24 protein-coding genes are annotated in these 24,579 nt (G+C 64.1%); 15 read left to right on the forward strand and 9 right to left on the reverse strand.

Features of this window, described 5'->3' with window-relative positions:
- The first annotated feature begins 90 nt into the window (after nt 1-90).
- The 5 genes from cysT (at nt 91) to CUJ91_RS07875 (ending at nt 5,282) form a co-directional block, all read left to right on the forward strand.
- Complete coding sequence (gene cysT, locus CUJ91_RS07855; RefSeq protein ID WP_006048810.1) at nt 91-993, forward strand: sulfate ABC transporter permease subunit CysT; 903 nt, start codon at nt 91-93, stop codon at nt 991-993.
- Entirely contained in the window at nt 990-2,069 is a 1,080-nt protein-coding gene (gene cysW / locus CUJ91_RS07860; RefSeq protein WP_181324884.1) for a sulfate ABC transporter permease subunit CysW, read from the forward strand. Before cysT ends, cysW begins: the two co-directional genes overlap by 4 nt.
- Nucleotides 2,069-3,127, forward strand: a complete 1,059-nt coding sequence (locus CUJ91_RS07865) for a sulfate/molybdate ABC transporter ATP-binding protein (protein ID WP_107707674.1) — start codon at nt 2,069-2,071, stop codon at nt 3,125-3,127. The genes cysW and CUJ91_RS07865 overlap by 1 nt, the downstream gene beginning before the upstream one ends.
- A gap of 85 nt (nt 3,128-3,212) precedes the next feature.
- On the forward strand, nt 3,213-4,139 hold the full coding sequence (locus CUJ91_RS07870) for a CysB family HTH-type transcriptional regulator (RefSeq protein WP_006048813.1): 927 nt from the start codon (nt 3,213-3,215) through the stop codon (nt 4,137-4,139).
- Between the two features lie 111 nt (nt 4,140-4,250).
- Nucleotides 4,251-5,282 carry an asparaginase gene (locus tag CUJ91_RS07875; protein WP_107707675.1) on the forward strand — a complete coding sequence of 344 codons (1,032 nt, stop codon included), beginning with the start codon at nt 4,251-4,253 and terminating at the stop codon, nt 5,280-5,282.
- A gap of 134 nt (nt 5,283-5,416) precedes the next feature.
- On the opposite strand, the gene CUJ91_RS07880 is transcribed toward CUJ91_RS07875, so the two are convergent.
- From CUJ91_RS07880 to gcl, 4 genes are all read right to left on the reverse strand, one after another.
- Complete coding sequence (locus CUJ91_RS07880; RefSeq protein ID WP_006048815.1) at nt 5,417-5,818, reverse strand: DUF3597 domain-containing protein; 402 nt, start codon at nt 5,816-5,818, stop codon at nt 5,417-5,419.
- 600 nt (nt 5,819-6,418) lie between these two features.
- Complete coding sequence (locus CUJ91_RS07885) at nt 6,419-7,327, reverse strand: 2-hydroxy-3-oxopropionate reductase (protein ID WP_006048817.1); 909 nt, start codon at nt 7,325-7,327, stop codon at nt 6,419-6,421.
- A gap of 112 nt (nt 7,328-7,439) precedes the next feature.
- Entirely contained in the window at nt 7,440-8,249 is an 810-nt protein-coding gene (hyi, locus tag CUJ91_RS07890) for a hydroxypyruvate isomerase (protein WP_006048818.1), read from the reverse strand.
- Nucleotides 8,250-8,352: 103 nt separating this feature from the next.
- Nucleotides 8,353-10,128: a glyoxylate carboligase gene (gene gcl / locus CUJ91_RS07895; RefSeq protein WP_006048819.1), complete on the reverse strand. Its 1,776-nt coding sequence runs from the start codon at nt 10,126-10,128 to the stop codon at nt 8,353-8,355.
- 165 nt (nt 10,129-10,293) lie between these two features.
- On the opposite strand from gcl, the gene CUJ91_RS07900 reads away from it, so the two are divergent.
- The 10 genes from CUJ91_RS07900 to CUJ91_RS07945 all read left to right on the forward strand — a co-directional run bounded on the left by CUJ91_RS07900 (nt 10,294) and on the right by CUJ91_RS07945 (nt 18,071).
- Nucleotides 10,294-11,208 carry a LysR family transcriptional regulator gene (locus CUJ91_RS07900; RefSeq protein ID WP_107707676.1) on the forward strand — a complete coding sequence of 305 codons (915 nt, stop codon included), beginning with the start codon at nt 10,294-10,296 and terminating at the stop codon, nt 11,206-11,208.
- A 137-nt stretch (nt 11,209-11,345) separates the two neighbouring features.
- On the forward strand, nt 11,346-12,059 hold the full coding sequence (locus CUJ91_RS07905; protein ID WP_374710193.1) for an RNA polymerase sigma factor: 714 nt from the start codon (nt 11,346-11,348) through the stop codon (nt 12,057-12,059).
- Nucleotides 12,049-13,029 (forward strand): anti-sigma factor family protein, encoded by a 981-nt coding sequence (locus CUJ91_RS07910; RefSeq protein ID WP_107707678.1) that lies wholly within the window; start codon nt 12,049-12,051, stop codon nt 13,027-13,029. Before CUJ91_RS07905 ends, CUJ91_RS07910 begins: the two co-directional genes overlap by 11 nt.
- A gap of 193 nt (nt 13,030-13,222) precedes the next feature.
- Nucleotides 13,223-13,597 carry a 30S ribosomal protein S6 gene (gene rpsF / locus CUJ91_RS07915; RefSeq protein ID WP_006048823.1) on the forward strand — a complete coding sequence of 125 codons (375 nt, stop codon included), beginning with the start codon at nt 13,223-13,225 and terminating at the stop codon, nt 13,595-13,597.
- Between the two features lie 53 nt (nt 13,598-13,650).
- A complete protein-coding gene (priB, locus tag CUJ91_RS07920) occupies nt 13,651-13,950 on the forward strand; it encodes a primosomal replication protein N (RefSeq protein ID WP_006048824.1) in 300 nt (99 codons plus the stop codon).
- 2 nt (nt 13,951-13,952) lie between these two features.
- Entirely contained in the window at nt 13,953-14,228 is a 276-nt protein-coding gene (gene rpsR / locus CUJ91_RS07925) for a 30S ribosomal protein S18 (protein WP_006048825.1), read from the forward strand.
- A gap of 27 nt (nt 14,229-14,255) precedes the next feature.
- On the forward strand, nt 14,256-14,708 hold the full coding sequence (gene rplI / locus CUJ91_RS07930) for a 50S ribosomal protein L9 (RefSeq protein ID WP_006048826.1): 453 nt from the start codon (nt 14,256-14,258) through the stop codon (nt 14,706-14,708).
- Nucleotides 14,709-14,854: 146 nt separating this feature from the next.
- A complete protein-coding gene (locus CUJ91_RS07935; protein WP_006048827.1) occupies nt 14,855-16,240 on the forward strand; it encodes a replicative DNA helicase in 1,386 nt (461 codons plus the stop codon).
- A 194-nt stretch (nt 16,241-16,434) separates the two neighbouring features.
- Nucleotides 16,435-17,061 carry a DUF47 domain-containing protein gene (locus tag CUJ91_RS07940; RefSeq protein ID WP_006048828.1) on the forward strand — a complete coding sequence of 209 codons (627 nt, stop codon included), beginning with the start codon at nt 16,435-16,437 and terminating at the stop codon, nt 17,059-17,061.
- Nucleotides 17,061-18,071: an inorganic phosphate transporter gene (locus CUJ91_RS07945; RefSeq protein WP_006048829.1), complete on the forward strand. Its 1,011-nt coding sequence runs from the start codon at nt 17,061-17,063 to the stop codon at nt 18,069-18,071. Before CUJ91_RS07940 ends, CUJ91_RS07945 begins: the two co-directional genes overlap by 1 nt.
- A 155-nt stretch (nt 18,072-18,226) precedes the next feature.
- On the opposite strand, the gene CUJ91_RS07950 is transcribed toward CUJ91_RS07945, so the two are convergent.
- From CUJ91_RS07950 to CUJ91_RS07970, 5 genes are all read right to left on the reverse strand, one after another.
- The gene (locus tag CUJ91_RS07950) at nt 18,227-19,033 is read right to left on the reverse strand and encodes an SDR family oxidoreductase (RefSeq protein WP_006048830.1); all 807 of its coding nucleotides are present in this window, start codon (nt 19,031-19,033) and stop codon (nt 18,227-18,229) included.
- 274 nt (nt 19,034-19,307) lie between these two features.
- Complete coding sequence (locus CUJ91_RS07955) at nt 19,308-20,573, reverse strand: C40 family peptidase (protein WP_107707679.1); 1,266 nt, start codon at nt 20,571-20,573, stop codon at nt 19,308-19,310.
- 213 nt (nt 20,574-20,786) lie between these two features.
- Nucleotides 20,787-22,661, reverse strand: coding sequence for a PhoH family protein (locus tag CUJ91_RS07960; protein WP_107707680.1), 1,875 nt, complete (start codon nt 22,659-22,661; stop codon nt 20,787-20,789).
- A gap of 361 nt (nt 22,662-23,022) precedes the next feature.
- Complete coding sequence (locus CUJ91_RS07965; protein WP_107707681.1) at nt 23,023-23,484, reverse strand: peroxiredoxin; 462 nt, start codon at nt 23,482-23,484, stop codon at nt 23,023-23,025.
- A 198-nt stretch (nt 23,485-23,682) separates the two neighbouring features.
- A complete protein-coding gene (locus tag CUJ91_RS07970) occupies nt 23,683-24,576 on the reverse strand; it encodes a polysaccharide deacetylase family protein (protein ID WP_107707682.1) in 894 nt (297 codons plus the stop codon).
- Nucleotides 24,577-24,579 lie beyond the last annotated feature (3 nt).

Consider the following 24,579-nt stretch of genomic DNA (forward strand, 5'->3'; position numbering starts at 1 on the left):
GGCGTCGTGAAGGAGCGCGCCGCGGGCGCGCTTTTGGCCGATCGGGACGCCGAGGCCTGCAACACGAGCATCAACTGAAAGAGTACGAGCATGACGACGTTGACCTTCCGAAAGCCGAGCGCGTTGCCCGGTTTTGGCCTGACCCTCGGCATCACGGTGGCTTATCTGAGCCTCGTGGTGCTCATTCCGCTCGCGGCGACTTTTCTGAAAACGGCGACCCTCGACTGGAGCCAGTTCGTGCGCGCGGTCAGCTCGCCGCGCGTGCTTGCTTCATACCGGCTGACGTTTTTTTCCGCGCTCGGCGGCGCGCTGATCAACGCGGTGTTCGGCTTTCTGGTCGCGTGGGTGCTGGTGCGCTACACGTTTCCGTTCAAGCGCATCGTCGACGCGGTGGTCGATCTGCCGTTCGCGCTGCCGACGTCGGTCGCCGGCATTTCGCTCGCGGCTGTCTATGCGGGCAACGGCTGGATCGGACAGTTTCTCGAGCCGCTCGGCCTGAAGGTCGCCTTTACGCCGGTGGGCGTGCTGGTCGCGCTGACGTTCATCGGCTTGCCGTTCGTCGTGCGCACGGTGCAGCCGGTGCTCGAGGAGTTCGAGCGCGAACAGGAAGAGGCCGCCGCCTGCCTCGGCGCGTCGCGCTGGCTGACGTTTCGCCGCGTCGTGCTGCCGGCGGTTTTCCCGGCGTTGCTGACGGGCTTCGCGCTCGCGTTCGCGCGGGCGCTCGGCGAATACGGCTCGGTCATCTTCATCGCCGGGAATGTGCCGATGAAGTCGGAGATCACGTCGCTTCTGATCATCACGAAGCTCGAGCAATACGACTACGCAGGCGCGACCGCGCTTGCCGTGGTGATGCTCGTCGTCTCGTTCCTGATGCTGCTTTTCATCAACACGTTGCAGTGGTACTTGCAGCGGCGCACGAGCCGCGGCGGTTCCGGTCCTGCGCCCGCAGCGAGCGTGACGAGCGTCGCGGCGATTGGCGGAGGTGTGCAATGAGCCGCCAGTCTGTCGAAACCCTCAAGCCTGCCGAAAGCGCCGAAAGCATTGACGCGCATGCCGCGCCCGCACGCGCGCCGCTGACTGCCGCGCGCCGGCCCGACCCCGTGACTGAGCCGCCCGTGGTGCGCTGGATTCTCATTGGCATCGCGCTGCTGTTTCTCGCGCTCTTTCTCGTCGTGCCGCTCGTCGCGGTGTTTTATCAGGCGTTGAGCAAGGGGCTCGGCTTCTATCTGGAGTCGCTCGCGGACCCGGATGCGCTCGCCGCCATCAAGCTCACGGCGATCACCGCGGCGATCGCGGTGCCGCTCAATCTCGTGTTCGGCCTCGCGGCTTCGTGGTGCATCGCGAAGTTCGAGTTTCGCGGCAAGGCGCTGCTGACCACGCTGATCGATTTGCCGTTTTCCGTGTCGCCGGTGATCTCGGGTCTCATCTACGTGTTGATGTTCGGCGCGCAGGGCTGGTTCGGTCCGTGGCTGCAGGCGCACAACATACAGATTATTTTCGCGGTGCCGGGCATCGTGCTCGCGACGATCTTCGTCACGTTCCCGTTCGTCGCGCGCGAATTGATTCCGCTGATGCAGGCGCAAGGCAACGACGAGGAAGAAGCCGCGCATGTGCTCGGCGCGTCCGGCTGGCAGATTTTCCGCCGCGTCACGCTGCCCAATGTGAAATGGGGCCTGCTGTACGGCGTGATTCTGTGCAACGCGCGGGCGATGGGCGAATTCGGCGCGGTGTCGGTGGTGTCGGGCCACATTCGCGGGCAGACCGACACGATGCCGCTGCACGTCGAAATTCTCTACAACGAATACAACTTCTCGGCGGCGTTTGCCGTGGCGTCGGTGCTGGCGTTGCTCGCGCTCGTGACGCTCGCGCTCAAGCTGCTCGCCGAGCGTCATATGTCGGCGGAGCTGTCGGACGTGCGCGACGTGCCCGCACATGCTGGTCCTGTCACGCTGCCGTCGGCGCTGTCGGCGTCGTCGTCCCCAGCGTCGTCGTCGGCCTCGTCGTCTGGCTCCAGGCCGCTCAAAACATCAGTCTCGCAGCAACACCCGCTCAAGCAAGGAGAGCTGTAATGGGTATCACCGTACGTAACCTGCAAAAGCGCTTCGGCGATTTCGTCGCGCTCGATAACGTCTCGCTCGATTTTCCGCCGGGCGAACTGGTTGCGCTGCTCGGGCCCTCGGGTTGTGGCAAGACCACTTTGCTGCGGGTGATCGCAGGCCTCGAATACGCGGATGGCGGACAGGTCGAACTACAAGGCCAGGACGTCGCCACGGTCGGCGCGCGCGAGCGCGAAGTGGGCTTCGTGTTCCAGCATTACGCGCTGTTCCGTCACATGACGGTGTTCGAGAACGTGGCGTTCGGGCTGCGCGTGAAGCCGAGGAAAGAGCGGCCTTCGGAAGCGGTGATCCGCGAAAAGGTGCATGAGCTGCTGAAGCTCGTGCAACTCGACTGGCTCGCGCAACGCTATCCGTCGGAGCTGTCGGGCGGCCAGCGGCAGCGCATCGCGCTCGCTCGCGCGCTTGCCGTCGAACCGAAAGTGCTGCTGCTCGACGAACCGTTCGGCGCGCTCGACGCCAAGGTGCGCAAGGAACTGCGTAGCTGGCTGCGGCGTTTGCACGACGACCTGCATATCTCGACGATCTTTGTCACGCACGATCAGGAAGAGGCGCTCGAAGTGGCGGACCGCATCGTCGTGCTGAATCATGGACACGTGGAGCAGGTCGGCAGTCCGCAAGACGTGTACGACCATCCGCAGACTTCGTTCGTCTATGAGTTTCTCGGCGCGGCCAACCGGCTGCACGGCAAGGTCGACGCAAGGGGTTTCGTGGTGGACGGCGCGGCGTTGCCGGTTGCGATCAGCACCGACTTCAGCGGCCCGGCTTTCGCCTATGTGCGTCCGCACGATCTGCAGTTGTATCCGCAGTCGGCGGGGCACCGCGAAGGTATCGTCGTCGATGTGCGGCGTGTCGTGACGCTGGGCGGCTCGGTGCGAGTGGAACTCGCGGGCCGCGAAGGCCATCTGCTCGAAGCCGAACTCGATCGCGAATCATGGCGCGAGCTGCAACTCGCGGTCGGCGACGGCGTGACGGCCGTGCCGCGCGCGCTGCGCGTATTTCCGGCGCAATGAGCGGCTCAGCACGCATGCGCAACCCGATTCGATCCAACGCGACCCACTCCAATAATTCAATTTTCGCTGAACCGGACACTTCAACATGAACTTCCAGCAACTGCGCTTCGTGCGCGAGGCCGTGCGTCAGAACATGAACCTGACCGAAGTGGCGAACGTGCTGTACACGTCGCAGTCGGGCGTATCGAAACAGATCAAGGATCTGGAAGACGAACTCGGCGTCGACATCTTCATTCGACGCGGCAAGCGGCTCACCGGCCTCACGGAACCTGGCAAGGCGGTGCATCAACTGATCGAGCGGATGCTGCTCGACGCGGAGAATCTGCGCCGCGTGGCGCGCCAGTTCGCGGATCAGGACAGCGGCCACCTCGTGGTCGCGACCACCCACACGCAGGCGCGCTACGCGTTGCCGAAAGTGATTCGCCAGTTCACCGAGGTCTTTCCGAAGGTGCATCTCGCGCTGCGTCAGGGCAGCCCGCAGCAGATCGCGCAGATGATCATCAACGGCGAGGCGGACATCGGCATCTCGACCGAGGCGCTCGACCGTTTCCCGGACATCGTCACGTTCCCGTGCTATTCGTGGCATCACGTCGTGGTCGTGCCGAAGGATCATCCGCTCGTCGGCCGCCCGAATCTGACGCTCGACGAAATCGCCGAATTCCCGATCGTCACGTATGACCAGGACTTCACGGGCCGCTCGCATATCGACCAGGCGTTCGCGAAAGCGGGCGCGCTGCCCGACGTGGTGCTGACCGCGATCGACGCCGACGTGATCAAGACGTATGTCGAACTCGGCATGGGCATCGGCGTGGTGGCCGCAATGGCCTATGACCCGAAGCGCGACACGGAACTGGTCGCGCTCGATACGCAGCATCTGTTCGAAGCGAGCACGACGCGCGTCGGCTTGCGCAAGGGCGCGTTCCTGCGCGCGTACGCGTATCGGCTGATCGAGATGTTCGCGCCGCAATTGACGGAGGCGGAAATCGCCGTGCAATTGCGCGAGGCGGTGTGAGCGCGCGATTGCTTAAGCGATCTGCCTAAACGATCCGCTTAAGCAACCAAAGGGTTTGTGAGGACTTCAACGGCGCGAGAGGGCGGCGCATCATCGCTTACAATCGCCGCCATGAACACACTGACTTCCTCCTCTTCGTCAAGCGCTGCGGCGCCGCTGCCGCGCATCGCCGTGCTGGCGACCGGCGGCACGATTGCCGGCGCCGCCGCGGACGCCACCAACACTTCCGGCTATCAGGCCGGCGTGGTCGGCGTCGAACAATTGCTCTCCGTGGTGCCGGCGTTGTCGACGGTGGCGCGCATCGCGCCAGAGCAGATTGCGAGCATCGACAGCAAGGACATGGCGATGCCGCTGTGGACCACGCTCGCGCAACGCGTCAACACGCTGCTTGCCGCCGACGACATCGACGGCGTCGTCATCACGCACGGCACGGACACGCTCGAGGAAACGGCCTATCTGCTGCATCTGACCGTCAAGTCGGATAAGCCGGTCGTGCTGACCGCCGCGATGCGTCCGGCGTCGGCGTTGTCGGCGGACGGTCCGCTCAATCTGCTGAATGCGGTCACCGTTGCAGCGAATCCGGCCGCACGCGGGCAGGGCGTGCTGGTTGCGTTCAACAACAGGATTCACAGCGCGCGCGACGTGGTCAAGACGAGCACCTATGCCGTCGATGCGTTCCAGTCGCCGGAAATTGGCGCGCTGGGTTGGGTGCAGGACGGGCGCGTCGAGTTTCAGCGCAGCGTCGTGCGTCCGCATACGCGCGCGACCGAGTTCGTGATCGGCGCGAACTGGCCGCATGTGGAGATCGTCGCGAGCTATGCGGGCGTATCGCGTATCGCCGTGGATGCATTCGTGACAGCCGGCGTGCGCGGCATCGTGGTGGCGGGCACGGGCAACGGTTCGATTCACGCGTCGCTTGCGCAGGCACTCGCCGATGCAGCGTCGCAGGGCGTCGCCGTCGTGCGTTCGTCGCGCGTGGGTTCGGGACATGTGATGCGCAACGGCGCAGCCGCCGACGATGCACTCGGTTTCGTCAGCGCCGGCTCGCTCAATCCGTACAAGGCGCGCGTGCTGTTGATGCTCGCGTTGGCCGCGGGCGGCGCGGGGCCGGTTGCACTGCAAAAGGCGTTCGATACGTACTGATCGATCTCGCGCGAGCGGCCCGATTCAAAGTCGGAAACGTGTCCCGCAGATGAACGTCAAATGACAACGCGGCGCTCAGGTCATCGACCTGGCGCCGCGTTATCGTTTGAGCTTGACGTTTGTCGCGATGGACGTCAGTCCGCCAGATCCGCGGGCAACTTGCCGCCGTTCGCCGCCAGCGCTTGCATTACCTGCTTGTGCAGCCAGACATTCATGCTCGCCGAATCGTTCGTGTCGCCGCTGTACTTCAGTTCGCGTGCGAGTTCCTTGCGATGCTCGAGGCTGCTGTCCACGCCGAGCGCCTTCAGCGTGTCGACGATCGACGTGCGCCAGTTCAACGTTTGGCCGCTCTCGCTGACGAACTGGTCCATCACGGCAGCGACGTCCACATCGGCCAGCGGCGCGGGCGCCGGTGCAGCCTGCGGTGCGGCAGCTTGCGCCGCTGCCGGGTCCGGTGTCGGCTCGACTGCCGGTGCGGGCTGGTCGGGCTTCGCTTTGCCGAAGAGCTTGTTCACGATGTCACCAAAGATGCTCATTCTGAATCCTTTGCAGATGGGTTACCGGCGCAAGCACATACCGCTCACGGGTTGAACACTGGTTGCGAGTCGTTGCAAGTCGTTTCGACTCGGGCGAACGAAGCAGGGCACATGCGCTGCAATGATCGGCAAGCCGTACGTGATCGCCGATACGCTGCAACCAGACTCAGGGAGTGTAGGAGAAAAGCGCGGACCGAAGTGTCAAAAAAGGTCGTGCCGCGGACGCGGAGTTGCAAGCAAATGCAAGCGGACTTGCGAGCCAACGTGCGAGGGAATCTGCAAAGACAGGCGCTGGCAGGCGGCGCGCATGGCGCACCTGCTGCGAGAGATTGGCGGAAAGCGCATAACGATGAATCCGACAGCCGGACACCCGACGACGACGTCTGACCGACCAAGGCTTCCCCGGCGCCGCCGGGTGCCGCTGCGGACCCCACTTTGCCGCTCTCAGCCCAGAGCGGCTCGATTTGCCCGCTCCGCCGCGATGCCGCGCGACGGAACAGGCGCCCCACATTGGATTGCCGTGACGTGCCGAAGGAAGCGGCGTCGGCGGCAATCGGTGTTACTACGCTGCTCCGCAAGCCGCGAAGCAACCTTGCGACATCAGGCCGCTTTCGCCTCGCTATCCGGCGCCTGCGCGACTTCATAGTTGGCCATGATCTCGAGCGCGCGAACCATCGCCGAGTGATCCCACGCCTTGCCGCCGTTCGCTGCGCACACGCTGAACAGTTGCTGCGCGCTTGCGGTATGCGGCAGCGCGATGCCTAGCTTGCGTGCGCCGTCGAGTGCCAGGTTCAGATCCTTTTGATGCAGTTCAATCCTGAAGCCCGGATTGAACGTGCGCTTCGTCATGCGCTCGCCATGTACTTCGAGAATGCGCGACGAAGCGAAGCCGCCCATCAATGCCTTGCGTACACGTTCCGGGTCGGCGCCCGAGCGCGACGCGAACAGCAGCGCTTCGGCCACGGCCTCGATGTTCAACGCGACGATGATCTGGTTCGCGACCTTACACGTTTGACCCGCGCCGTTATCGCCGATCAGCGAGATGTTCTTGCCCATCAGTTCAAAGAGCGGCTTGGCCTGCGCGAACGCTTTTTCGGGGCCGCCGACCATGATCGTGAGCGTGGCCTCGCGTGCGCCGACCTCGCCGCCGGACACCGGCGCATCCAGATAGTCGACGCCGAGCGCGTTGATCTTCTTCGCGAACGCCTGCGTGTCGAGCGGCGAGATCGAGCTCATGTCGATCACGAGCTTGCCCGCTGTCAGACCGGCGGCGACGCCGTCGTCGGCGAACAGCACGTTAGCAACGTCAGGCGTGTCGGGCACCATGATGATGACGATGTCGGCGGCTTGCGCGACGGCGGTGGAATCGGCCACCACGTTCGTGCTCTTGCCCAGGTCTTCCGGCACCGGATACGCGCCGTTCACGAACAGCGTGTGACCGCCCTTGAGAAGGTTGCGCGCCATATGCGCGCCCATGATGCCGAGCCCGATGAAACCGATCTTTGCCATGTGTCTGAATCTCCAGTGTTTCCAGTGTTGTTTGCGCGCCCGCGAGGGGACGTGCTTCAAAGGCGCGCTGCGCCCGGTTCGAGCAATGCGGTGAAGATGAATCGCGCCTGGCTCACGCTGCCGCGTGCGCGGCGCCGCGCGTTTGCCCGGCCACGCTCTGCACCCAGACGAGGCCGGCCGTGGTGGTGGTGCGCGGCTTGTATTCGCAGCCGATCCAGCCGTCGTAGCCGATCGAGTCGAGCAGATCGAACAGGAACGGGTAGTTGATTTCGCCGGTGCCGGGTTCGTTGCGCCCCGGGTTGTCGGCGAGCTGGATGTGCGCGATGTGCGGCAGATTCTTTTTGATCGTGGCCGCGAGTTCGCCTTCCATCCGTTGCATGTGATAGATGTCGTATTGCAGGAACAGGTTGTCCGAGCCGACCGCGCGAATCACGTCAAGACCTTCGCTCGAGCGGTTCAGCGCGAAGCCCGGAATGTCGTACGAGTTGCACGGTTCGACGAGCAGCCGGATGCCCGCTTTCTTCAGTTCGCCGGCCGCGAAACGCAGGTTATCGACGATGGTCGAGCGCGCCTTGTCGGCATCGATGCCCGCGCCGGGAATGCCGACGAGGCAGTTCAGTTGCGGCACCTTCAGCGCGCTCGCATATTCGATCGCGCGGCCCACGCCTTCCTGGAATTCGCTCACGCGATCGGGCAGGCACGCAATGCCGCGCTCGCCGGCTTCCCAGTTGCCCGCAGGCAGGTTGTGGAGCACGAGCTTGAGCCGGTTCTGCTGAAGACGCTCGCTCAGCTCGGCGATCGCATACGGATACGGAAACAGGAATTCGACGGCGTGAAAGCCCGCGTCCGCCGCCGCCGCAAAGCGGTCGAGGAACGGGACTTCGTTGAAAAGCATCGTGAGATTCGCTGCGAATTTCGGCATGGTGCGTAGGTCTCGCTGGTCGGTCGGTGGAGTGGATCGTCATGCAGGCGCAACGCGGCCGCGCATCGCGCCTGCATGATCGAACCGGTGATGTCTTGCGATGTCAGTCGGCGATGCTGATTGCGGTGGGCGCGTCCTCGCGCGTCGTGGCCAGTTCCTCGAACTCGTTGATCGCGTCGATCTCGGCGCCCATCGAAATATTGGTCACGCGCTCGAGAATCACTTCGACGATGACCGGCACGTTGAACTCGGAGAGCATCGACTGCGCTTTTTGCAGCGCCGGCTTGAGCTCCTCCGGCTTGAACACGCGAATCGCCTTGCAGCCGAGACCTTCGGCCACCGCGACGTGATCCACGCCGTAGCCGTTCATTTCCGGCGAGTTGATGTTCTCGAAGCCGAGCTGCACGCAGAAGTCCATGTCGAACGCGCGCTGCGCCTGGCGGATCAGGCCGAGGTACGAGTTGTTCACGACCACATGCACGTACGGCAGCTTGAACTGCGCGCCGGCGGCGAGTTCTTCGATCATGAACTGGAAGTCGTAGTCGCCGGAGAGCGCGACGATCGGCCGTTGCGGATCGGCTGCGCGCACGCCGAGGGCGGCCGGAATCGTCCAACCGAGCGGGCCCGCCTGGCCGCAGTTGATCCAGTTGCGCGCCTTGTAGACGTGCAGGAATTGTGCGCCGGCGATCTGCGAGAGACCGATCGTGCTCACGTAGCAGGTGTCGCGGCCGAACACCTGGTTCATCTCTTCGTAGACGCGCTGCGGCTTCATCGGCACGTTGTCGAAGTGCGTCTTGCGATGCATGGTCTGCTTGCGCTGCTGGCAATCGGCGACCCACGCGCTGCGGTCCTTCAGCTTGCCCGCGGCCTTCCATTCGCTGGCCACTTCGACGAACAGTTCGAGCGCCGCCTTCGCATCCGACACGATGCCGAGGTCCGGACCGAACACGCGGCCGATTTGCGTCGGCTCGATATCGACGTGCACGAACTTGCGGCCCTTCGTGTAGACATCGATGCTGCCCGTGTGACGGTTCGCCCAGCGGTTGCCGATGCCGAGCACGAAGTCGGACGCGAGCATCGTCGCGTTGCCGTAGCGGTGCGAGGTCTGCAGACCGACCATGCCGGCCATCAGCGGATGGTCGTCGGGAATCGCGCCCCACGACATCAGCGTCGGGATCACCGGCACGCCGACGGTTTCCGCGAACTTCACGAGCAGGTCCTCGGCGGCTGCGTTCAGCACGCCGCCGCCGGAGACGATCAGCGGCTTCTCGGAATCGTTGAGCAGCGTGAGCGCGGCCTCGATCTGCTTGCGCGTCGCCTTCGGCTTGTAGACCGGCAGCGGTTCGTAGGTGTCGATATCGAATTCGATTTCGGCGAGCTGCACGTCGATCGGCAGATCGACCAGCACCGGACCGGGGCGGCCCGAGCGCATCAGATGGAACGCCTGCTGGAACACGCGCGGCACGAGCGCCGGCTCGCGCACCGTCACCGCCCACTTGGTGACGGGCTTGGCGATCGACTCGATGTCGACGGCCTGGAAGTCTTCCTTGTAGAGACGCGCGCGCGGCGCCTGGCCCGTGATGGCCAGAATAGGAATCGAGTCGGCCTGGGCGGAGTAGAGACCGGTGATCATGTCGGTGCCCGCGGGACCCGACGTGCCGATACACACGCCGATGTTGCCGGGCTGCGCCCGCGTATAGCCTTCGGCCATGTGCGACGCGCCCTCGACGTGACGCGCGAGCACGTGGCTGATGTTGCCGGCCTTGCGCATCGCCGAGTAGAACGGGTTGATGGCGGCGCCCGGCACGCCGAACGCGGTGTCGATACCTTCTTTTTCGAGCACCAGCACGGCGGCGTCGACGGCTCTCATCTTGGCCATGAATGTCTCCTGAATGTCCTGGGAAATGGCGATTAAGGCTGTTGAACGCACTTTAGGCTCGACCTAAAGGTTTGATAAGATCAGTCCGCGTCGCTTATTTCGAAACAAAAAGTATGGAATGCCGGAGGGCGGGCGACGCGGGCAAAAAAGCGTGAGGAGACAGACATGGACCGCTTCAAGCAGATCGAAACGTTTGTGCGTGTCGCGGACGCAGGCAGCCTCGCGGCCGCCGCGCTGGAAGAGGGCGTGTCGCCGGTGATTCTCGGGCGGCGCATCGACGCGCTCGAAAAGCGCCTCGGCGTGAAGCTGATGTACCGCTCGACGCGGCGGCTCGTCGTCAGCGAAGACGGCGCCGCGTTTCTCGAGCGCTGCCGCGGTCTTCTGACCGAGTGGGATCAGGCGGAAAACGAACTGAGCGCGGGGCGGCGGGCGGTGAACGGCCACCTGATCGTGTCGGCGCCGGCCGCGTTCGGCCGCAAGCATGTCGCGCCGCTCGCGCCCGCGTTTGTCGCCGACAAGCCCGAATTGCAGGTGTCGTTCAACCTGACCGACCGTGTGGTGGACCTGGTGCGCGAGGGTTACGACCTGTCGATTCGCATCGGCGGCGCGGTCGACCCGAACTTCGTCGCGGTGAAACTGGCGTCGAACCGGCGCGTGGTCTGCGGCACGCCCGAGTATTTCCGCCAGCACGGCAAGCCGAAAACGCTCGAAGATCTGCCGCGCCACAACTGCCTCGCGTTCAATCTGCAAGGCGGGCAGAACCGCGGCTGGTATTTCCGCCGCAACGGCAAGCTCGTCACGGTGCGCGTGGGCGGCACGCTCGACTGCAACGACGGCGAACTGCTGCACCGCTGGGTGTCCGAAGGGCTCGGCCTCGGCTGGCGTTCCACGTGGGAAATCCAGCAGCAGCTCGCGCGCGGTGAACTCGAAACGGTGCTCGACGAATTCGCGCTGCCCGACTACGACATCCTCGCGGTCTACCCGCAGCAGCGCTACGTGCCGGCCAAGGTGCGCTATTTCATCGATTATCTGAAGGAGATTTACGCGAGCGAGGACTACTGGAACCGGCCCGCGTATTAGCGCTGTTTCGGGTTCTGCCGCGGTTTTTTGTCAGCGGCGCGCCGCGGCGGGAATAAACTCGGCGCATGGCCGGTTATGCGATGTGAAGCTTGACGACGAACCGCACCGCATAGCCGCACATGCCCTGGAGGGCCGAGGTGGTCCAGATCGATTCAGACGCCGATTCAGACGCCGATTCAGACGCTGCCCGCGCGAACGGCGAGACCGATGCCGCGCGCAGCCGCCGTTTCCAGCAGCTCGCGCTGCCGCATCTCGACGCCGCGTACAACCTCGCGCGCTGGCTGTGCGGCAATCCGAACGATGCCGACGACGTCGTGCAGGAAGCCTTCATGCGCGCGTTCCGCTTTTTCGACACGTTCCGCGGCGATTCGGCGCGGCCGTGGCTGCTCGCGATCGTGCGCCGCACCTGGTACACGGAGTGGCGGCGGCGCGCGTCGTCGCATGAAACAGTGGAGTTCGACGACACGATGGACGACGCCACGTTCGAGGGGTGGAGCGCGGGCGGCGCCGATCCACAGGCGCTCCTGATCCGCGACGAGGACGCGAAGCGCGTGCACGAGGCGCTCGCGCTGCTGCCCGTCGAGTATCGCGAGGTGCTGATTCTGCGTGAACTGGAAGAGATGGGTTATCGCGAGATCGCTCAGGTCGCCGATGTGCCGATCGGCACTGTGATGTCGCGGCTCGCACGCGGGCGGCGCAAGCTCGCGGCGCTCCTCGGCGAGCCGCGCGATGCGGCGGGCGCGCCGAGCGCGTCGGTGACGCCGCTTCGGGCCGTGGCCAACGGCAGATCGCTCAACAACCGCGGCGGCGCGTCCGCCGGCAACGCTCAGGAGACGCCAGATGGACTGTAACGAAGCGCGGCCGCTCCTCGATGCGAACGCCGATCGCGAATTGCCCGCGCCGGATGCACGGCGCGTCCAGCAGCATATCGAGAGCTGCGAGGCCTGCCGGCGCGAAAGCGAGAGCCTCCGGACGATGAGCCACGCGCTGCGCACGGCGCCTTATCATCGCGCGCCGCAGTCGTTGCGCTCGCGCATTCTTGCGGGCTTGCCGGAGACGCAAAGCGCGGCGGAAGACGCTGGAGCGCGGGGTGCGGGCGCTGAGGCGGAGCAGGCGGGGCGCGCGCCGGCACCGCAGCCGTTGGGCGGCGAGCGGCCGCGCAGGCTAGGCGATGGTTTGCGCGATCGGATCGACAGATGGTTCGGCGGGCGTTCCGCCGAGGGCGGGCAGGGCGCATTGGGCGGGGGGAGCCGTCCGGCGGCGCCTCGTGGCGTGGCAGCGCCGCTCGCGTCCGGCTGGTTGGTGCCGCTCGTCGTCGCCTTCGGCGCGCTGGCCGTCACAGTGACGCTCAACCTGCGCCGTCCCGCCGACTTCGCGCCGTTCGCCGACGAACTCGTGGCGAGCCATGTGCGTGCGCAGGTGTCGGGCCGCGACATCGACGTGATTTCGACGGACCGGCATACCGTCAAGCCCTGGTTCAACGGCCGGCTGGATTATTCGCCGCCGGTCGAGGACCTCGCGGCGAGCGGGTTCGCGCTGGAAGGCGGGCGGCTCGATTACCTCGCGCATCGACGGGTCGCCGTGCTGGTCTACCGTTACCGCAAGCACGTGATCGACGTCTACGTGTTCCCGCAGACGGGCGGCACGGACGGCGGCGCGCCGGCGGCGCTTGCCCGCGAAGGCTATTCGCTCGCGCACTGGGACGCCGAGGGCATGACCTGGTGGGCGATCACGGACGCTGCGCCCGAGGCGCTGAGCGGTCTGGAAACGGCGCTCAAGGCGCGCCTCGCGGCCGGCAGCGCGCGCACCGAGAGCGGTTGAGCCGGCGCGGCAAGCCGGCGCCCGCACCGGGGCGCGTTCGCTAAATGCCTGAAAACACGCCCGAACCGCGTGCTGGCGCGGTTCGATGCCTTGCAACCCGGCCCCAATCGGGCTACAATCTTCGGCTTCTCACTTGCCACACCGGTTCGACGCCCGGGTGGCTTCTATCCATAAGTCAGCACAAGGAGTGTGTATGCGTCATTATGAAATCGTCTTTATCGTGCATCCCGATCAGAGCGAGCAGGTGCCCGCCATGATCGAGCGTTACAAGAGCACGATCACCTCGCACGGTGGCCAGATCCACCGTATCGAAGACTGGGGCCGTCGCCAACTGGCCTACATGATCGAGAAACTCGCGAAGGCTCACTACGTCTGCATGAACATCGAATGCGACCAGACCACGCTCGACGAGCTGGAACACGCGTTCAAGTTCAACGACGCAGTTCTGCGTCACCTCATCGTCAAGATGAAGAAGGCCGAAACCGGCCCGTCGCCGATGATGAAGGAAGTGCAGCGCGAAGAAGCCAAGAAGTCGGCTGCTACGCAACCGTCCGAAGCGCAGGCTTAAGACACCCAATTTAAGCTACCAGAGCACAGCGCGCCGCTCTTGCCAAAGGCTACATGAACCGGCTGCAACTTACGGCCAGCGTCGTCGAACGCGAACCGGTGCGGTACACACCCGCCGGCGTTCCGATTGCAGGCTGCACGTTGCAGCACCGCACCGAAGTCGTCGAAGCCGGGATTGCCCGGCAAGTCGAACTGACCATGCAGGCAGTAGCCGCAGGCGAGGCGAGCGGTAAGCTGGAAAGCTGTCCGATGGGCGTCGAAACGCTCTTCACAGGCTTCCTGGCTAAAAAGCACCGCAACGCGAGAACTCTGGTATTTCACATCACAGCATTGCAGGACATTGGAAAGGACTGAACATGCCCCGCCCGACTGGTAAGAAATTCGACAAGCGTCGTCAGCAACAAAATCCGCTCTTCAAGCGCAAGAAGTTCTGCCGTTTCACGGCCGCTGGCGTCGAGTACATCGACTACAAGGACATCGAAACGCTGAAGGACTTCATCGGCGAAAACGGCAAGATCACGCCGGCGCGTCTCACGGGTACGAAGTCGCACTATCAACGCCAGCTGGATACGGCAATCAAGCGCGCGCGTTTCCTCGCGCTCGTGCCGTACACCGACCAGCACAAGGCCTAACCCGACGACGCGATAAGGAGCATCCGAATGCAAATCATTCTTCTGGAAAAAGTCGTCAATCTGGGCAACCTGGGCGACATCGTGAAGGTCAAGGACGGTTACGCACGTAACTTCCTGATCCCGAACAAGCAGGCTCGCCGTGCAACGAAAGAAGCGCTGGCTGAATTCGAAGTCCGCCGCGCCGAACTCGAAAAGATCGCCGCTGAAAAGCTGGCTGCTGCTCAAGCTCAAGGCGAAAAGCTGGCTGGCTCGACGGTTCAGATCGGCCAGAAGGCCGGCGTCGACGGCCGTCTGTTCGGCTCGGTGACGAACGCTGACATCGCTGAAGCGCTGGGCAAGCAAGGCTTCGCAGTGGAAAAGGCGCAAGTGCGTCTGCCGGAAGGCCCGCTGAAGCTGGTGGGCGACCACCCGATCCAGGTTTCGCTGCACACCGACGTGGTTGTGGACGTGACGGTGTCGGTGCTGGGCGAGCACGTTTAAACCGGCTGCGTCGAGCATCCGATAGTATCGGCCAGGAAGTTGCTGGCTAAAGGCAGGGGCCGGGCAACCGGCCCCTGTTTTTTTGTGCGCGTCAAATTGATTTCCTGCTGGCCGCGGTCGCCTCATTTCCACGATAATCCCTCTCCATGAACGCACCGTCCAAAGATCCCCAACTCGAGTCGCTGAAAGTCCCGCCGCATTCGATCGAGGCCGAGCAATCGGTGCTGGGCGGCTTGCTGCTGGATAACGCCGCGTGGGACCGCATCGCCGACTTTCTGTCGCAAAGCGATTTCTACCGCTACGACCACCGCATCATCTTCGAGCACATCGGCAAGCTGATCGCGGCCACGCGTCCGGCCGACGTGATTACCGTGTACGAAGCGCTCGGCACCTCGGGTAAGGCGGAAGAGGTCGGCGGGCTTGCCTATCTGAATGCGCTTGCGCAAAACACGCCGAGCGCGGCGAATATCCGGCGCTACGCCGAGATCGTGCGCGATCGCGCGGTGCTGCGCCGGCTGGTTTCGGTTGCCGATGAAATCTCGGCAGACGCGTTCAATCCGCAAGGCAAGGAAGTCCGGCAACTGCTGGACGAAGCGGAGTCGAAGGTGTTTTCGATCGCCGAAGACGGCGCGCGCGGCACCCAGGGCTTTCTCGAAATCGGGCCGCTGCTCACCGAAGTGGTGGAGCGCATCGATACGCTTTACCACACGGCCAATCCGAGCGATGTGACGGGCACGCCGACGGGCTTCGTCGACCTTGACCGCATGACGTCGGGCATGCACGGCGGCGAGCTGATCATCGTCGCAGGGCGTCCGTCGATGGGTAAGACGGCGTTTTCGATGAATATCGGCGAATACGTCGCGGTCGAATACGGCTTGCCGGTCGCCGTGTTCTCGATGGAAATGCCAGGCTCCCAGCTCACCATGCGTATGCTCGGCTCGGTCGGCCGGCTCGACCAGCACCGCATGCGAACCGGCCGCCTGACCGACGAGGACTGGCCGAAGCTCACGCACGCCGTGCAGAAAATGAGCGAGGCGCAGATTTTCATCGACGAAACCGGCGGTCTGAATCCGATGGAACTGCGCTCGCGCGCGCGGCGGCTTTCACGCCAGTGCGGCAAGCTAGGGCTCATCATCATCGACTATTTGCAGCTGATGAGCGGGTCGTCGTCCGGCGAAAACCGCGCGACCGAAATCTCGGAGATTTCGCGTTCGCTCAAGAGTCTCGCGAAAGAACTCGACGTACCGGTAATTGCTTTGTCCCAGCTCAATCGCGGCCTCGAACAGCGTCCGAACAAGCGGCCGATCATGTCCGACTTGCGCGAATCGGGCGCTATCGAACAGGACGCCGACGTGATCCTCTTCATTTACCGCGACGAAGTGTATAACCCCGACAGCCCTGACAAAGGCACGGCGGAAATCATTATCGGCAAGCAGCGGAATGGTCCGATCGGGCCGGTTCGGCTCACGTTCCACGGCCAATTCACGAAGTTCGACAACTTTGCCGGCGCGCAGAATTTTTACGGCGAGTAGCGTGGTGAGTAGCACGGCAAATAAAGCGGCGAGCAGCCGCGAATCGATGACGTAGCACGAAAGCCGCGACCAAAAGCAGCGCCGAAGCAATGGCGCTGTTGTAACCGCGCTTTGCAAAGTGCGACATCGATCCTGCAACGGTACAATATGGCGGTTTTATGTCAGCCATTATGTGACCAATTTTCGGGATCCCAATGTTCGGTCGATTCATGCCCACCGAGGGCAAGTTTTTTGATATTTTCAACGCGCATGCAGAGTGCATCGTCTCGGCGAGCCGCGAACTCGAACTGCTGATCGACAATCTGCAGGACGCGGAAACCCACAAGCAAAACGTGCAAAAGGCCGAAAAGGCTGCCGACAAGCTCACGCACGAAACCATCGACCTGCTGCACAAGACGTTCATCACGCCGCTCGACCGCGACGAAATCCACAAGCTCATCACCACGATGGACGACATCCTCGATCTGATGGAAGACGTCGCCACCGCTATTTCCCTTTACGACGTGCAGTCCGTCACCTCCGAGGCGAGCCAGCTCGCGCACATCTGCACGGCGACGTCCGAGCGCGTGCAGTTCGCGGTGAGACTGTTGTCGGACATGAAGCAGGCAAGCCAGATTCTGAAGGCGTGCGAGGAAATCGACCGGCTCGAATCCGAAGCGGACCGCGTGCTGCGCGCGGCCATGTCGAAACTCTTTCGCGAAGAGGACAACGTCAAGACGCTTATCAAGCTGAAGGCGATTTACGAATTGCTCGAAACGATCACCGACAAGTGTGAAGACGTAGCGAACATCATTGAAGGCATCGTGCTGGAAAACGCATAATGCAATCGATACAACTCGCTATCTGGGTGGTCGCCGCCCTGGTCGCCGTCGCGCTGATTTTCGACTTCATGAACGGCTTTCACGACGCGGCGAATTCGATCGCCACCGTCGTGTCGACCGGCGTGCTGAAGCCGCAGCAGGCGGTCGCGTTCGCCGCGGCGTTCAACGTCATCGCGTATTTCGTGTTCCACCTGAAAGTCGCCGCGACGGTCGGCAAGGGCACGATCGACCCGGCCATCGTCGATCACTACGTGATTTTCGGCGCGCTCGTCGGCGCGATCGGGTGGAACGTCATCACGTGGCACTACGGCATTCCGTCGAGTTCGTCGCACGCGCTGATCGGCGGGCTCGTGGGCTCGGCGCTCGCCAAGTCCGGCTGGGGCTCGCTGAATTTCGACGGGCTCATGAAGACCGTGACGTTTATTCTCGTCTCGCCGCTGCTCGGCTTCGTGCTCGGCTCGTTCTTCATGCTGGCCGTGTCGTGGATCTATTTCCGCACGCCACCCAGCAAGGTCGACCGGCGCTTCCGCCGCCTGCAACTGGTATCCGCCGGTTTGTACAGTCTTGGGCACGGCGGCAATGACGCGCAAAAAACCATCGGCATTATCTGGATGCTGCTGATCGCGACGGGCTATGCGTCGTCGCTCGCCGATGCGCCGCCGTTGTGGGTGATCGGCGGCTGCTATCTGTCGATGGGTGTTGGAACGTTGTTCGGCGGCTGGCGAATCGTCCGCACCATGGGGCAGAAGATCACGAAGCTGAAGCCGGTTGGCGGTTTTTGCGCGGAATCGGGCGGGGCGATTACTCTGTTCACCGCCTCGTGGCTCGGTATTCCGGTGTCCACCACGCATACGATCACCGGCGCGATCGTCGGCGTCGGCGCGACGCAGAAGCTGAGCGCGGTGCGCTGGGGCGTGGCCGGCAACATCGTGTGGGCCTGGATTCTGACGATCCCGGCTTCGGCGGCGCTCGCCGCCGTCGCATGGTGGCTCGGCCACCATTTCCTGTAAGTTTCACGGCCTGCCGGCGGGGGACGCTGTGGTCGTCCGCCCGGTAGGCGTAACACGGTAGGCGTAACACAGCGTGGCAGCGGTGCAGGTCAACGGCTCTACCGCCGCGGGCGGATGAACGGGCCAAGCCCAACGCCCAGGCTCAACGCCTCACCTCATATCAACGGCGCGCTCGCGCCATCCATCGGCACGATCGCGCCCGTCACATAACTCGCGCGGCGGCTCGCCAGAAATAGCGCGACGTCCGCGATTTCCTCCGGTTTTGCATAGCGCCCGAGCGGCACCTTCGCCTGTCCGCGCGCCAGCGCCTCCGCGCTCCCGATGCCTTGCTGCGTCGCTTCCAACTGGACTGCTTCCTCGACGCGCTCGGTCAGCGTCGCGCCCGGATTGATCGCGTTGATCCGGATGCCGTAACGCGCGTAGTAGTGGGCGAGGCCGACCGTGGCGAGCATCAGCGCGGCATTTGCGGCGCCGCCGGCAATATGGATGTCGCTCGCGATCTTGCCGCCCATGCCGATGATATTCACGATCGTCCCCGGGTCGCCGCCATCGCCTCTTTTCGCGCGCTCCGCCATCCGGCGCAGCACTTCCTGTTGCGGGTAGATGTACGGGAAATACTTGGCTTCCATCGTGGCGCGAAACGCGTCCGCATCGAGCGTTTCGGGGTCGTAGCGGCGCGCCGCGCCGGCGCTGTTGACCAGCACATCGATCGGGCCGACGGCGGTAGTCACTTCCTCGACGATGTCCGCGGCGCTGTGCGGTTCGTGCAGATCGGCGCGCGTGCGATGCACGTGCAAGCCTTCCTGTTTCAGCTGCTCGTAGGCGCGCGCCAGGTTGGCGGGATCGCGCGAAACGATCGCGACCTTCGCACCTTCGATCGCGAACGCGCGGGCACACGCAAAGCCAATGCCCTTGCTGCCACCCGTGATCAAGACCACTTTTTCTTTCAGCCCGAGATCCATTGTCGTCACCCGCTTCGGAAGAATACCGATGACGATAGCAGATCGGCGGCGTCCGCGTGCTGACCGAGCCAGGCTGCGCGCGGTGTTTCTGGACGTGCCGATCGGACGAATCCGATTCATCGCTGGGACAATGTGTGCGCGTTTAGTTCGCGTATTTATCAGCATTGCGAAGCAGATTGACCGCATTGCAGATGGCGGATGCTTTGTGCTCCAGGCAACTAACCAGCATGTATAAGGGCGCGCGCGTTGGCGCGTGCTGGGGTCGCCGCTTTCGCTAGAACTTGCCGTTGGCGAAACGGGCGATCGGGTCGTCGTTGGTCTGCGAAGGAGCGGGTGTGGGTCGCGAGGCCGTCGAGGCGCGCATGATTTGCACGGCGCCGTCATCCGCCTGTGCTTCACCTGCGCGCTGGGCTTGCCCCGTTTGTTCAGTCTGCTGTGCGAGGCGCGCCTGGCGGGCGGCGATCGAAGCCGGTGGCGGCGGTTCGAAAGCGTCGGCGGCTGCATCGATGGCGTCCGGTGTAGCGGCGTTTGCCGTCTGCGGCATCGCGCGCGCTGTGGCTGTCGATTGCGCTTGAACGGGCGTTCCACTGCTGCCGCTGTCGCTGCCATAGCCGCTTGCCCGCGTCGACGCGACCGGCGTCGGCGAGACGGCGCCGGCCGCGCGGGCCTGCAATTGCGCTGCGGTCATCGCGGGCGGCGGCGGCTCGAACGGATCGGCTTGCGGCGCGCGGGTCGCTGCCGTTGAGACCGTCGAGAGCGCGGCCGAATCGCCAGTCGCGTTCGATGTCACTCGCGGTTGTCCGGTAACCCGAGCCGTGGTGGTTTGCGAAAGTCCAGCATCGGCGGCGTAGTCCGAACCCGTCTTCGCCGTCACAGACGGCGTATTCGCGGCGCTCGCGCGGGCACCGCCTTGATCGCTGCCGTAGCCAGTCGCAGCGGAGCGCTCAGGCTGCGGCGCCGCAGCCTGATAGCTCGGCGCGTCGAACGGCGCCGGCTTGGCGGCCGGTCCGGCCATACGGCGGATGCCGTCGAAGCGCTTTGCCCAGTACGGATTGGTCAGGTAGTCGAGCCGCACCGTGCCGCCCGTCGACGGCGCATTCACGAAGCGCAGCTTGCCCACGTAGATGCCCACATGCGAGTGCGGGCGCCCAGTCGTGTTGAAGAAGATCAGATCGCCCGGCGCTATCTCGTCGGGTTCGACCGATTCGCCGCGTCCGCTCATATCCGCGGTCGTGCGCGGCAAATTCACCGAAGCCGCGCGCGCGACCACGTAGCGAACCAGGCCGCTGCAATCGAAGCCGCTATCGGGCGTGTTGCCGCCCCAGCGGTAGGGCACGCCGACGAGGCTCATCGCCTGAATGGAGATTTCCTCGCGGCCGATGCTGTGGTCCACGAAGTTCGGAAAGCCCGGCGGCGGCGGCCGATACGCCCCGTTTGCGACGACGACGGAGCTTCCCGCGCGCGACGACGTCTTCTGCGGCGCGCCGGCACACGCGGCGAGCAGCACGACGGTCAGTAGCGAGAGGGCGAGTCGGCGCATGAAAGGGAAGGCGGTAAACGCTCGTTTAAAGGCGGACGATGTCCGGATGGTAGCCGGTGAAACGCGCAACCGGCAAGAATTCTTGACAAATTACTTGAAGTTCACACGCTAAGTGTTGCCTGCCAAAGACGCCGCAGCCATAAAAAAACCGCGCCCCGGGAAAGCGGGGCGCGGCTTGAGCGGTAACCGGCCTGACGGCCAGCCGGTTGATCTTTAAAGGATTTCCGATGCGTAGTCGGCGAGGCGCGAACGCTCGCCGCGCGCCAGCGTCACGTGCCCGCTGTGCGCCCAACCCTTGAAACGGTCGACCACGTACGTCAGACCCGAACTGCCTTCCGTCAGATAAGGCGTGTCGATCTGCGCGATATTGCCGAGGCAAATGATCTTCGTGCCCGGCCCGGCGCGCGTGACCAGCGTCTTCATCTGCTTGGGTGTCAGGTTTTGCGCCTCGTCGATGATCAGATACTTGTCCACGAACGTCCGGCCACGCATGAAGTTCATGCTCTTGATCTTCAGGCGCGAACGGATCAGTTCCTGGGTCGCGGCGCGGCCCCATTCGCCCGCGGCGTCGTCGGTTTTCTGCAGCACTTCGAGGTTGTCGTCGAATGCACCCATCCACGGCTGCATCTTTTCCTCTTCAGTGCCGGGCAGGAAGCCGATGTCCTCGCCGACGGGCACGGTCGCGCGCGTCACGATGATCTCGTTGTAGCGCTTGTCGTCGAGCACCTGCGCGAGCCCCGCTGCGAGCGCCACCAGCGTCTTGCCGGTGCCGGCCTGGCCGAGCAGCGTGACGAAGTCGATCTCCGGATTCATCAACAGGTTCAGCGCGAAATTCTGCTCGCGGTTGCGCGCGGTGATGCCCCACACGTTGTTCTTGTGATGGCCGTAGTCGCGCAGCGTTTGCAGCAGCGCCGTCTTGCCGTTGAGCTCGCGAACGAGCGCATGGAACGCCGGCTCGCCGTTCTGCGGCTCGAGATACACGAACTCGTTGACGAGCATCGACGGACACAGCGGCCCGGTCACGCGGTAATACGTGGTGCCGGTCTTGGTGTCCTGCCAGCTCTCCATGCCCTTCGCATGGCGGGTCCAGAAGTCCTGCGGCAGCGCGCGGATGCCCGAATACAGCAGATCGCTGTCCTCGAGCACCTGGTCGTTGAAGTAGTCTTCAGCGGGCAAGCCGAGCGCATGCGCCTTGATGCGCATGTTGATGTCTTTCGACACCAGCACGACCTGGCGATCCGACCGGTCGCGCTGCAACGCGCGCACCACGCCGAGAATCTGATTGTCGGCCTTGCCTTCCGGCAAGCCCTCGACCGGTTCGATCGCCGTCAGCTTCGTCTGGAAGTAGAGGCGCCCGGAAGCCTCGCGGCTGCCGAGCCGCGCGAGCGAAATGCCGTCGGACATGTTGCCCGCGTTCGCCACCAGCGCGTCGAGCGTGCGGCTCACCTGACGGGCGTTGCGCGCGACTTCCGACATGCCTTTCTTGTGGTTGTCGAGTTCCTCCAACGTCATCATCGGCAGATAGACGTCGTGCTCCTCGAAACGGAACAGGCAGCTTGGATCGTGCATCAGCACGTTGGTGTCGAGCACGAAGAGCTTTTGCATCTCGACCAACTGTGCGTCCGTGCCGCGTTTTTTGCTCGTGCCGCGCGCGGTTGGCGCGACAGTGGGCGCGCTGGCGGCGGGTTGCTTCGCGCCTGGCTTGCGCGCGATGGCCGGCTGCGGTTCGGCGGACGGCTCGACAGCGGGCTCGGCCTGCGGACGCGCTGCGGGAACCGGCTGCAGCAGCGCGGCGGTTTGCCGGGTCTTGCGCCCGGAGCCCGACGCGCCGCGTGACTGCGCGGCCTCGCCTGCGGCGGACGCGGTGGCGGCAGCCGACGATGCCGGCACCGGCCGCAAGGTGGTCGCGGCATTGGCGGCGTGCGCCATGGGCGTGGCGACATTCGCGCGGCCGTAGTCGGCCGGCTCCGCGGATTCTCCCTCGGCCTGTTTCTTCGCGGCGGAGCGCGCCGGCGTGGCGGCCTTGGCCTTGTATTCGTCAGGGGGCAGGAGATTGCCGAGCTTGCTCGGGGGGGTAGGCAAAGGCATGGTTTCCCTCGAAATTATCGGGTCGCATATCGTGCGCCGCCTGTCGCATTCTGCCGGTGCCGATGTTGCGCACGCAGTTTGCGCCCGGAGGCGCGCATTCGGTCTAGAGATGCCGGTTCGCCTGGTCTTCGATCGGCTCCTTAACGGAAACGCGTGGCCGAATGAACGAACGGCTGCGCGCAATTAAAAAAGCCGCCGCCCCGTCGTACGGGGCAAGCGGCTCGCCTACGGTGTTCGCGTTGCGCCTGACGACTCCGCCAGTCCCGATGAGGGCGACGACGGCGATATGACCGTCAAGTCTTGCGCAGCGACGAAAAATTTGGGGTGGACAGGCACTCATTGCAACCCAATATAACGCGCCTCAAAGCGCTTGTACAGCCTCCAGAATTTCGTCGACATGGCCCGGCACCTTCACGCCGCGCCACTCCTGCTGCAGCACGCCGTCAGCGTCGATGAGGAACGTGGAGCGCTCGATTCCCCGCACTTCTTTGCCATACATTTTCTTCATTTTGATGACGCCGAAGAGCGCGCACAGTTTTTCTTCGGGGTCCGAGATCAAGGGGAAGGGCAATTCGAGCTTCGCCTTGAAATTGTCATGCGAGCGCAGGCTGTCGCGCGAGACGCCCAGAATTTCGGCGCCGGCTTTCTTGAACTTCGGATACAGATCGCGAAACTGCAGACCTTCGGTCGTGCAGCCCGGCGTGTTGTCCTTCGGATAAAAGTACAGCACCACCTTCTTACCCCGCAGGCCGGACAGCGTGATCTCGCCTCCGGTAGCGGCAGCGGTGAAGTCGGGGATGGGTTTATCGACTGCGATGGACACGAGGTTCTCCGGTTGTTATGGTCGGCGTGCGCGTTATGGCGGCGCGGGCCTGGCATCGAAACTTTTTGGGGGAGGGGCTACCGGTGCGCGCATAGTCTCGCGTGGCGGCTGGGCATAAGGGCAGTCTGCCGGCCTTAATCGAACAGCAACCGGATGGCAACGAAGGCTGCGTCGACTGGAAGCGCGCCGACCGACCCGTCACGGCTGGACGATCAACTCGCCGGAGCGCCCTGGAATTTCGCCCCACGTAACAGGGTACGATGGCAGCGCGCCGCGGTCCAGCGCCGCGTAATAGTCGCCCATGGTCGCAAACGTATGGCCTTGCGCGCGCCAGCCGTTCAGCAACTGTTCGAAGATCGGCGCGAGCTTTTGCCCTTCGAGTTCCGCGTGCAGCGTGAAGACCTGATCGTGCGGATTGTTTTCCGTGTGCTTCAGCATGAACGCGGCCACGTTGTGTTCGTCGACGCCGTTCACGCCGAGCACTTCGTCGAGCGTGGGCAACGTGGTCGGCATCTGCACATGCGCAAGCGTCTTGCCGTCGACGACCGGCAGATACGGCGAATGCCCGCGGCCGTCGGACGCGTAGTGCATGCCCCACGCGTCGATCTGCTCGAACGCGTGGCCGTTCATCTGCCAGCCGGCTGCGCCATGCGTGAGCGGCGGCGCGCCGAAAATATCGACGAAACGATCATGGCTTTGCTGCATTTGCGCCGCGGTCCATCCGCGATCTTTCGAGCGCACGTTGTCCTGCCAATAGACGTGGTCCCACGTGTGAATGCCGCATTCGAAACCGGCTTCGTGAATCGCGCGCATCTCCGCCGACGCCTTCACGCCGATATCCGGCCCCGGCAGCAGCACGCCGTACATCAGTTGCCTGATGCCGTAGTGCTCGACCACCGACGTGCGCGACACCTTCTTCAGAAAGCCCGGCCGCAGCACGCGGCGCATCGCCCAACCGGTGTGGTCGGGCCCGAGGCTAAAGAGGAAGGTGGCGCGCGCCTTGAAGCGATCGAAAATACGCGCGAGGTTCGGCACGCCTTCGCGTGTGCCGCGCAGCGTGTCGACGTCGATCTTCAGGACGATACGGGCCAAGGA

The organism is Paraburkholderia graminis (assembly GCF_003330785.1).
GTDB classification, from domain to species: domain Bacteria; phylum Pseudomonadota; class Gammaproteobacteria; order Burkholderiales; family Burkholderiaceae; genus Paraburkholderia; species Paraburkholderia graminis.

Coding starts and splice junctions, on each gene's coding strand:
- rpsF (WP_006048823.1), top strand. CDS start 13,223: ATGCGTCATTATGAAATCGTCTTTATCGTGCATCCCGATCAGAGCGAG.
- CUJ91_RS07960 (WP_107707680.1), bottom strand. CDS start 22,661: ATGCCTTTGCCTACCCCCCCGAGCAAGCTCGGCAATCTCCTGCCCCCT.
- cysW (WP_181324884.1), top strand. CDS start 990: ATGAGCCGCCAGTCTGTCGAAACCCTCAAGCCTGCCGAAAGCGCCGAA.
- CUJ91_RS07950 (WP_006048830.1), bottom strand. CDS start 19,033: ATGGATCTCGGGCTGAAAGAAAAAGTGGTCTTGATCACGGGTGGCAGC.
- CUJ91_RS07910 (WP_107707678.1), top strand. CDS start 12,049: ATGGACTGTAACGAAGCGCGGCCGCTCCTCGATGCGAACGCCGATCGC.
- CUJ91_RS07880 (WP_006048815.1), bottom strand. CDS start 5,818: ATGAGCATCTTTGGTGACATCGTGAACAAGCTCTTCGGCAAAGCGAAG.
- CUJ91_RS07885 (WP_006048817.1), bottom strand. CDS start 7,327: ATGGCAAAGATCGGTTTCATCGGGCTCGGCATCATGGGCGCGCATATG.
- cysT (WP_006048810.1), top strand. CDS start 91: ATGACGACGTTGACCTTCCGAAAGCCGAGCGCGTTGCCCGGTTTTGGC.
- CUJ91_RS07870 (WP_006048813.1), top strand. CDS start 3,213: ATGAACTTCCAGCAACTGCGCTTCGTGCGCGAGGCCGTGCGTCAGAAC.
- CUJ91_RS07945 (WP_006048829.1), top strand. CDS start 17,061: ATGCAATCGATACAACTCGCTATCTGGGTGGTCGCCGCCCTGGTCGCC.
- CUJ91_RS07875 (WP_107707675.1), top strand. CDS start 4,251: ATGAACACACTGACTTCCTCCTCTTCGTCAAGCGCTGCGGCGCCGCTG.
- gcl (WP_006048819.1), bottom strand. CDS start 10,128: ATGGCCAAGATGAGAGCCGTCGACGCCGCCGTGCTGGTGCTCGAAAAA.
- priB (WP_006048824.1), top strand. CDS start 13,651: ATGAACCGGCTGCAACTTACGGCCAGCGTCGTCGAACGCGAACCGGTG.
- CUJ91_RS07865 (WP_107707674.1), top strand. CDS start 2,069: ATGGGTATCACCGTACGTAACCTGCAAAAGCGCTTCGGCGATTTCGTC.
- CUJ91_RS07955 (WP_107707679.1), bottom strand. CDS start 20,573: ATGCGCCGACTCGCCCTCTCGCTACTGACCGTCGTGCTGCTCGCCGCG.
- CUJ91_RS07900 (WP_107707676.1), top strand. CDS start 10,294: ATGGACCGCTTCAAGCAGATCGAAACGTTTGTGCGTGTCGCGGACGCA.
- CUJ91_RS07940 (WP_006048828.1), top strand. CDS start 16,435: ATGTTCGGTCGATTCATGCCCACCGAGGGCAAGTTTTTTGATATTTTC.
- hyi (WP_006048818.1), bottom strand. CDS start 8,249: ATGCCGAAATTCGCAGCGAATCTCACGATGCTTTTCAACGAAGTCCCG.
- CUJ91_RS07935 (WP_006048827.1), top strand. CDS start 14,855: ATGAACGCACCGTCCAAAGATCCCCAACTCGAGTCGCTGAAAGTCCCG.
- rpsR (WP_006048825.1), top strand. CDS start 13,953: ATGCCCCGCCCGACTGGTAAGAAATTCGACAAGCGTCGTCAGCAACAA.
- rplI (WP_006048826.1), top strand. CDS start 14,256: ATGCAAATCATTCTTCTGGAAAAAGTCGTCAATCTGGGCAACCTGGGC.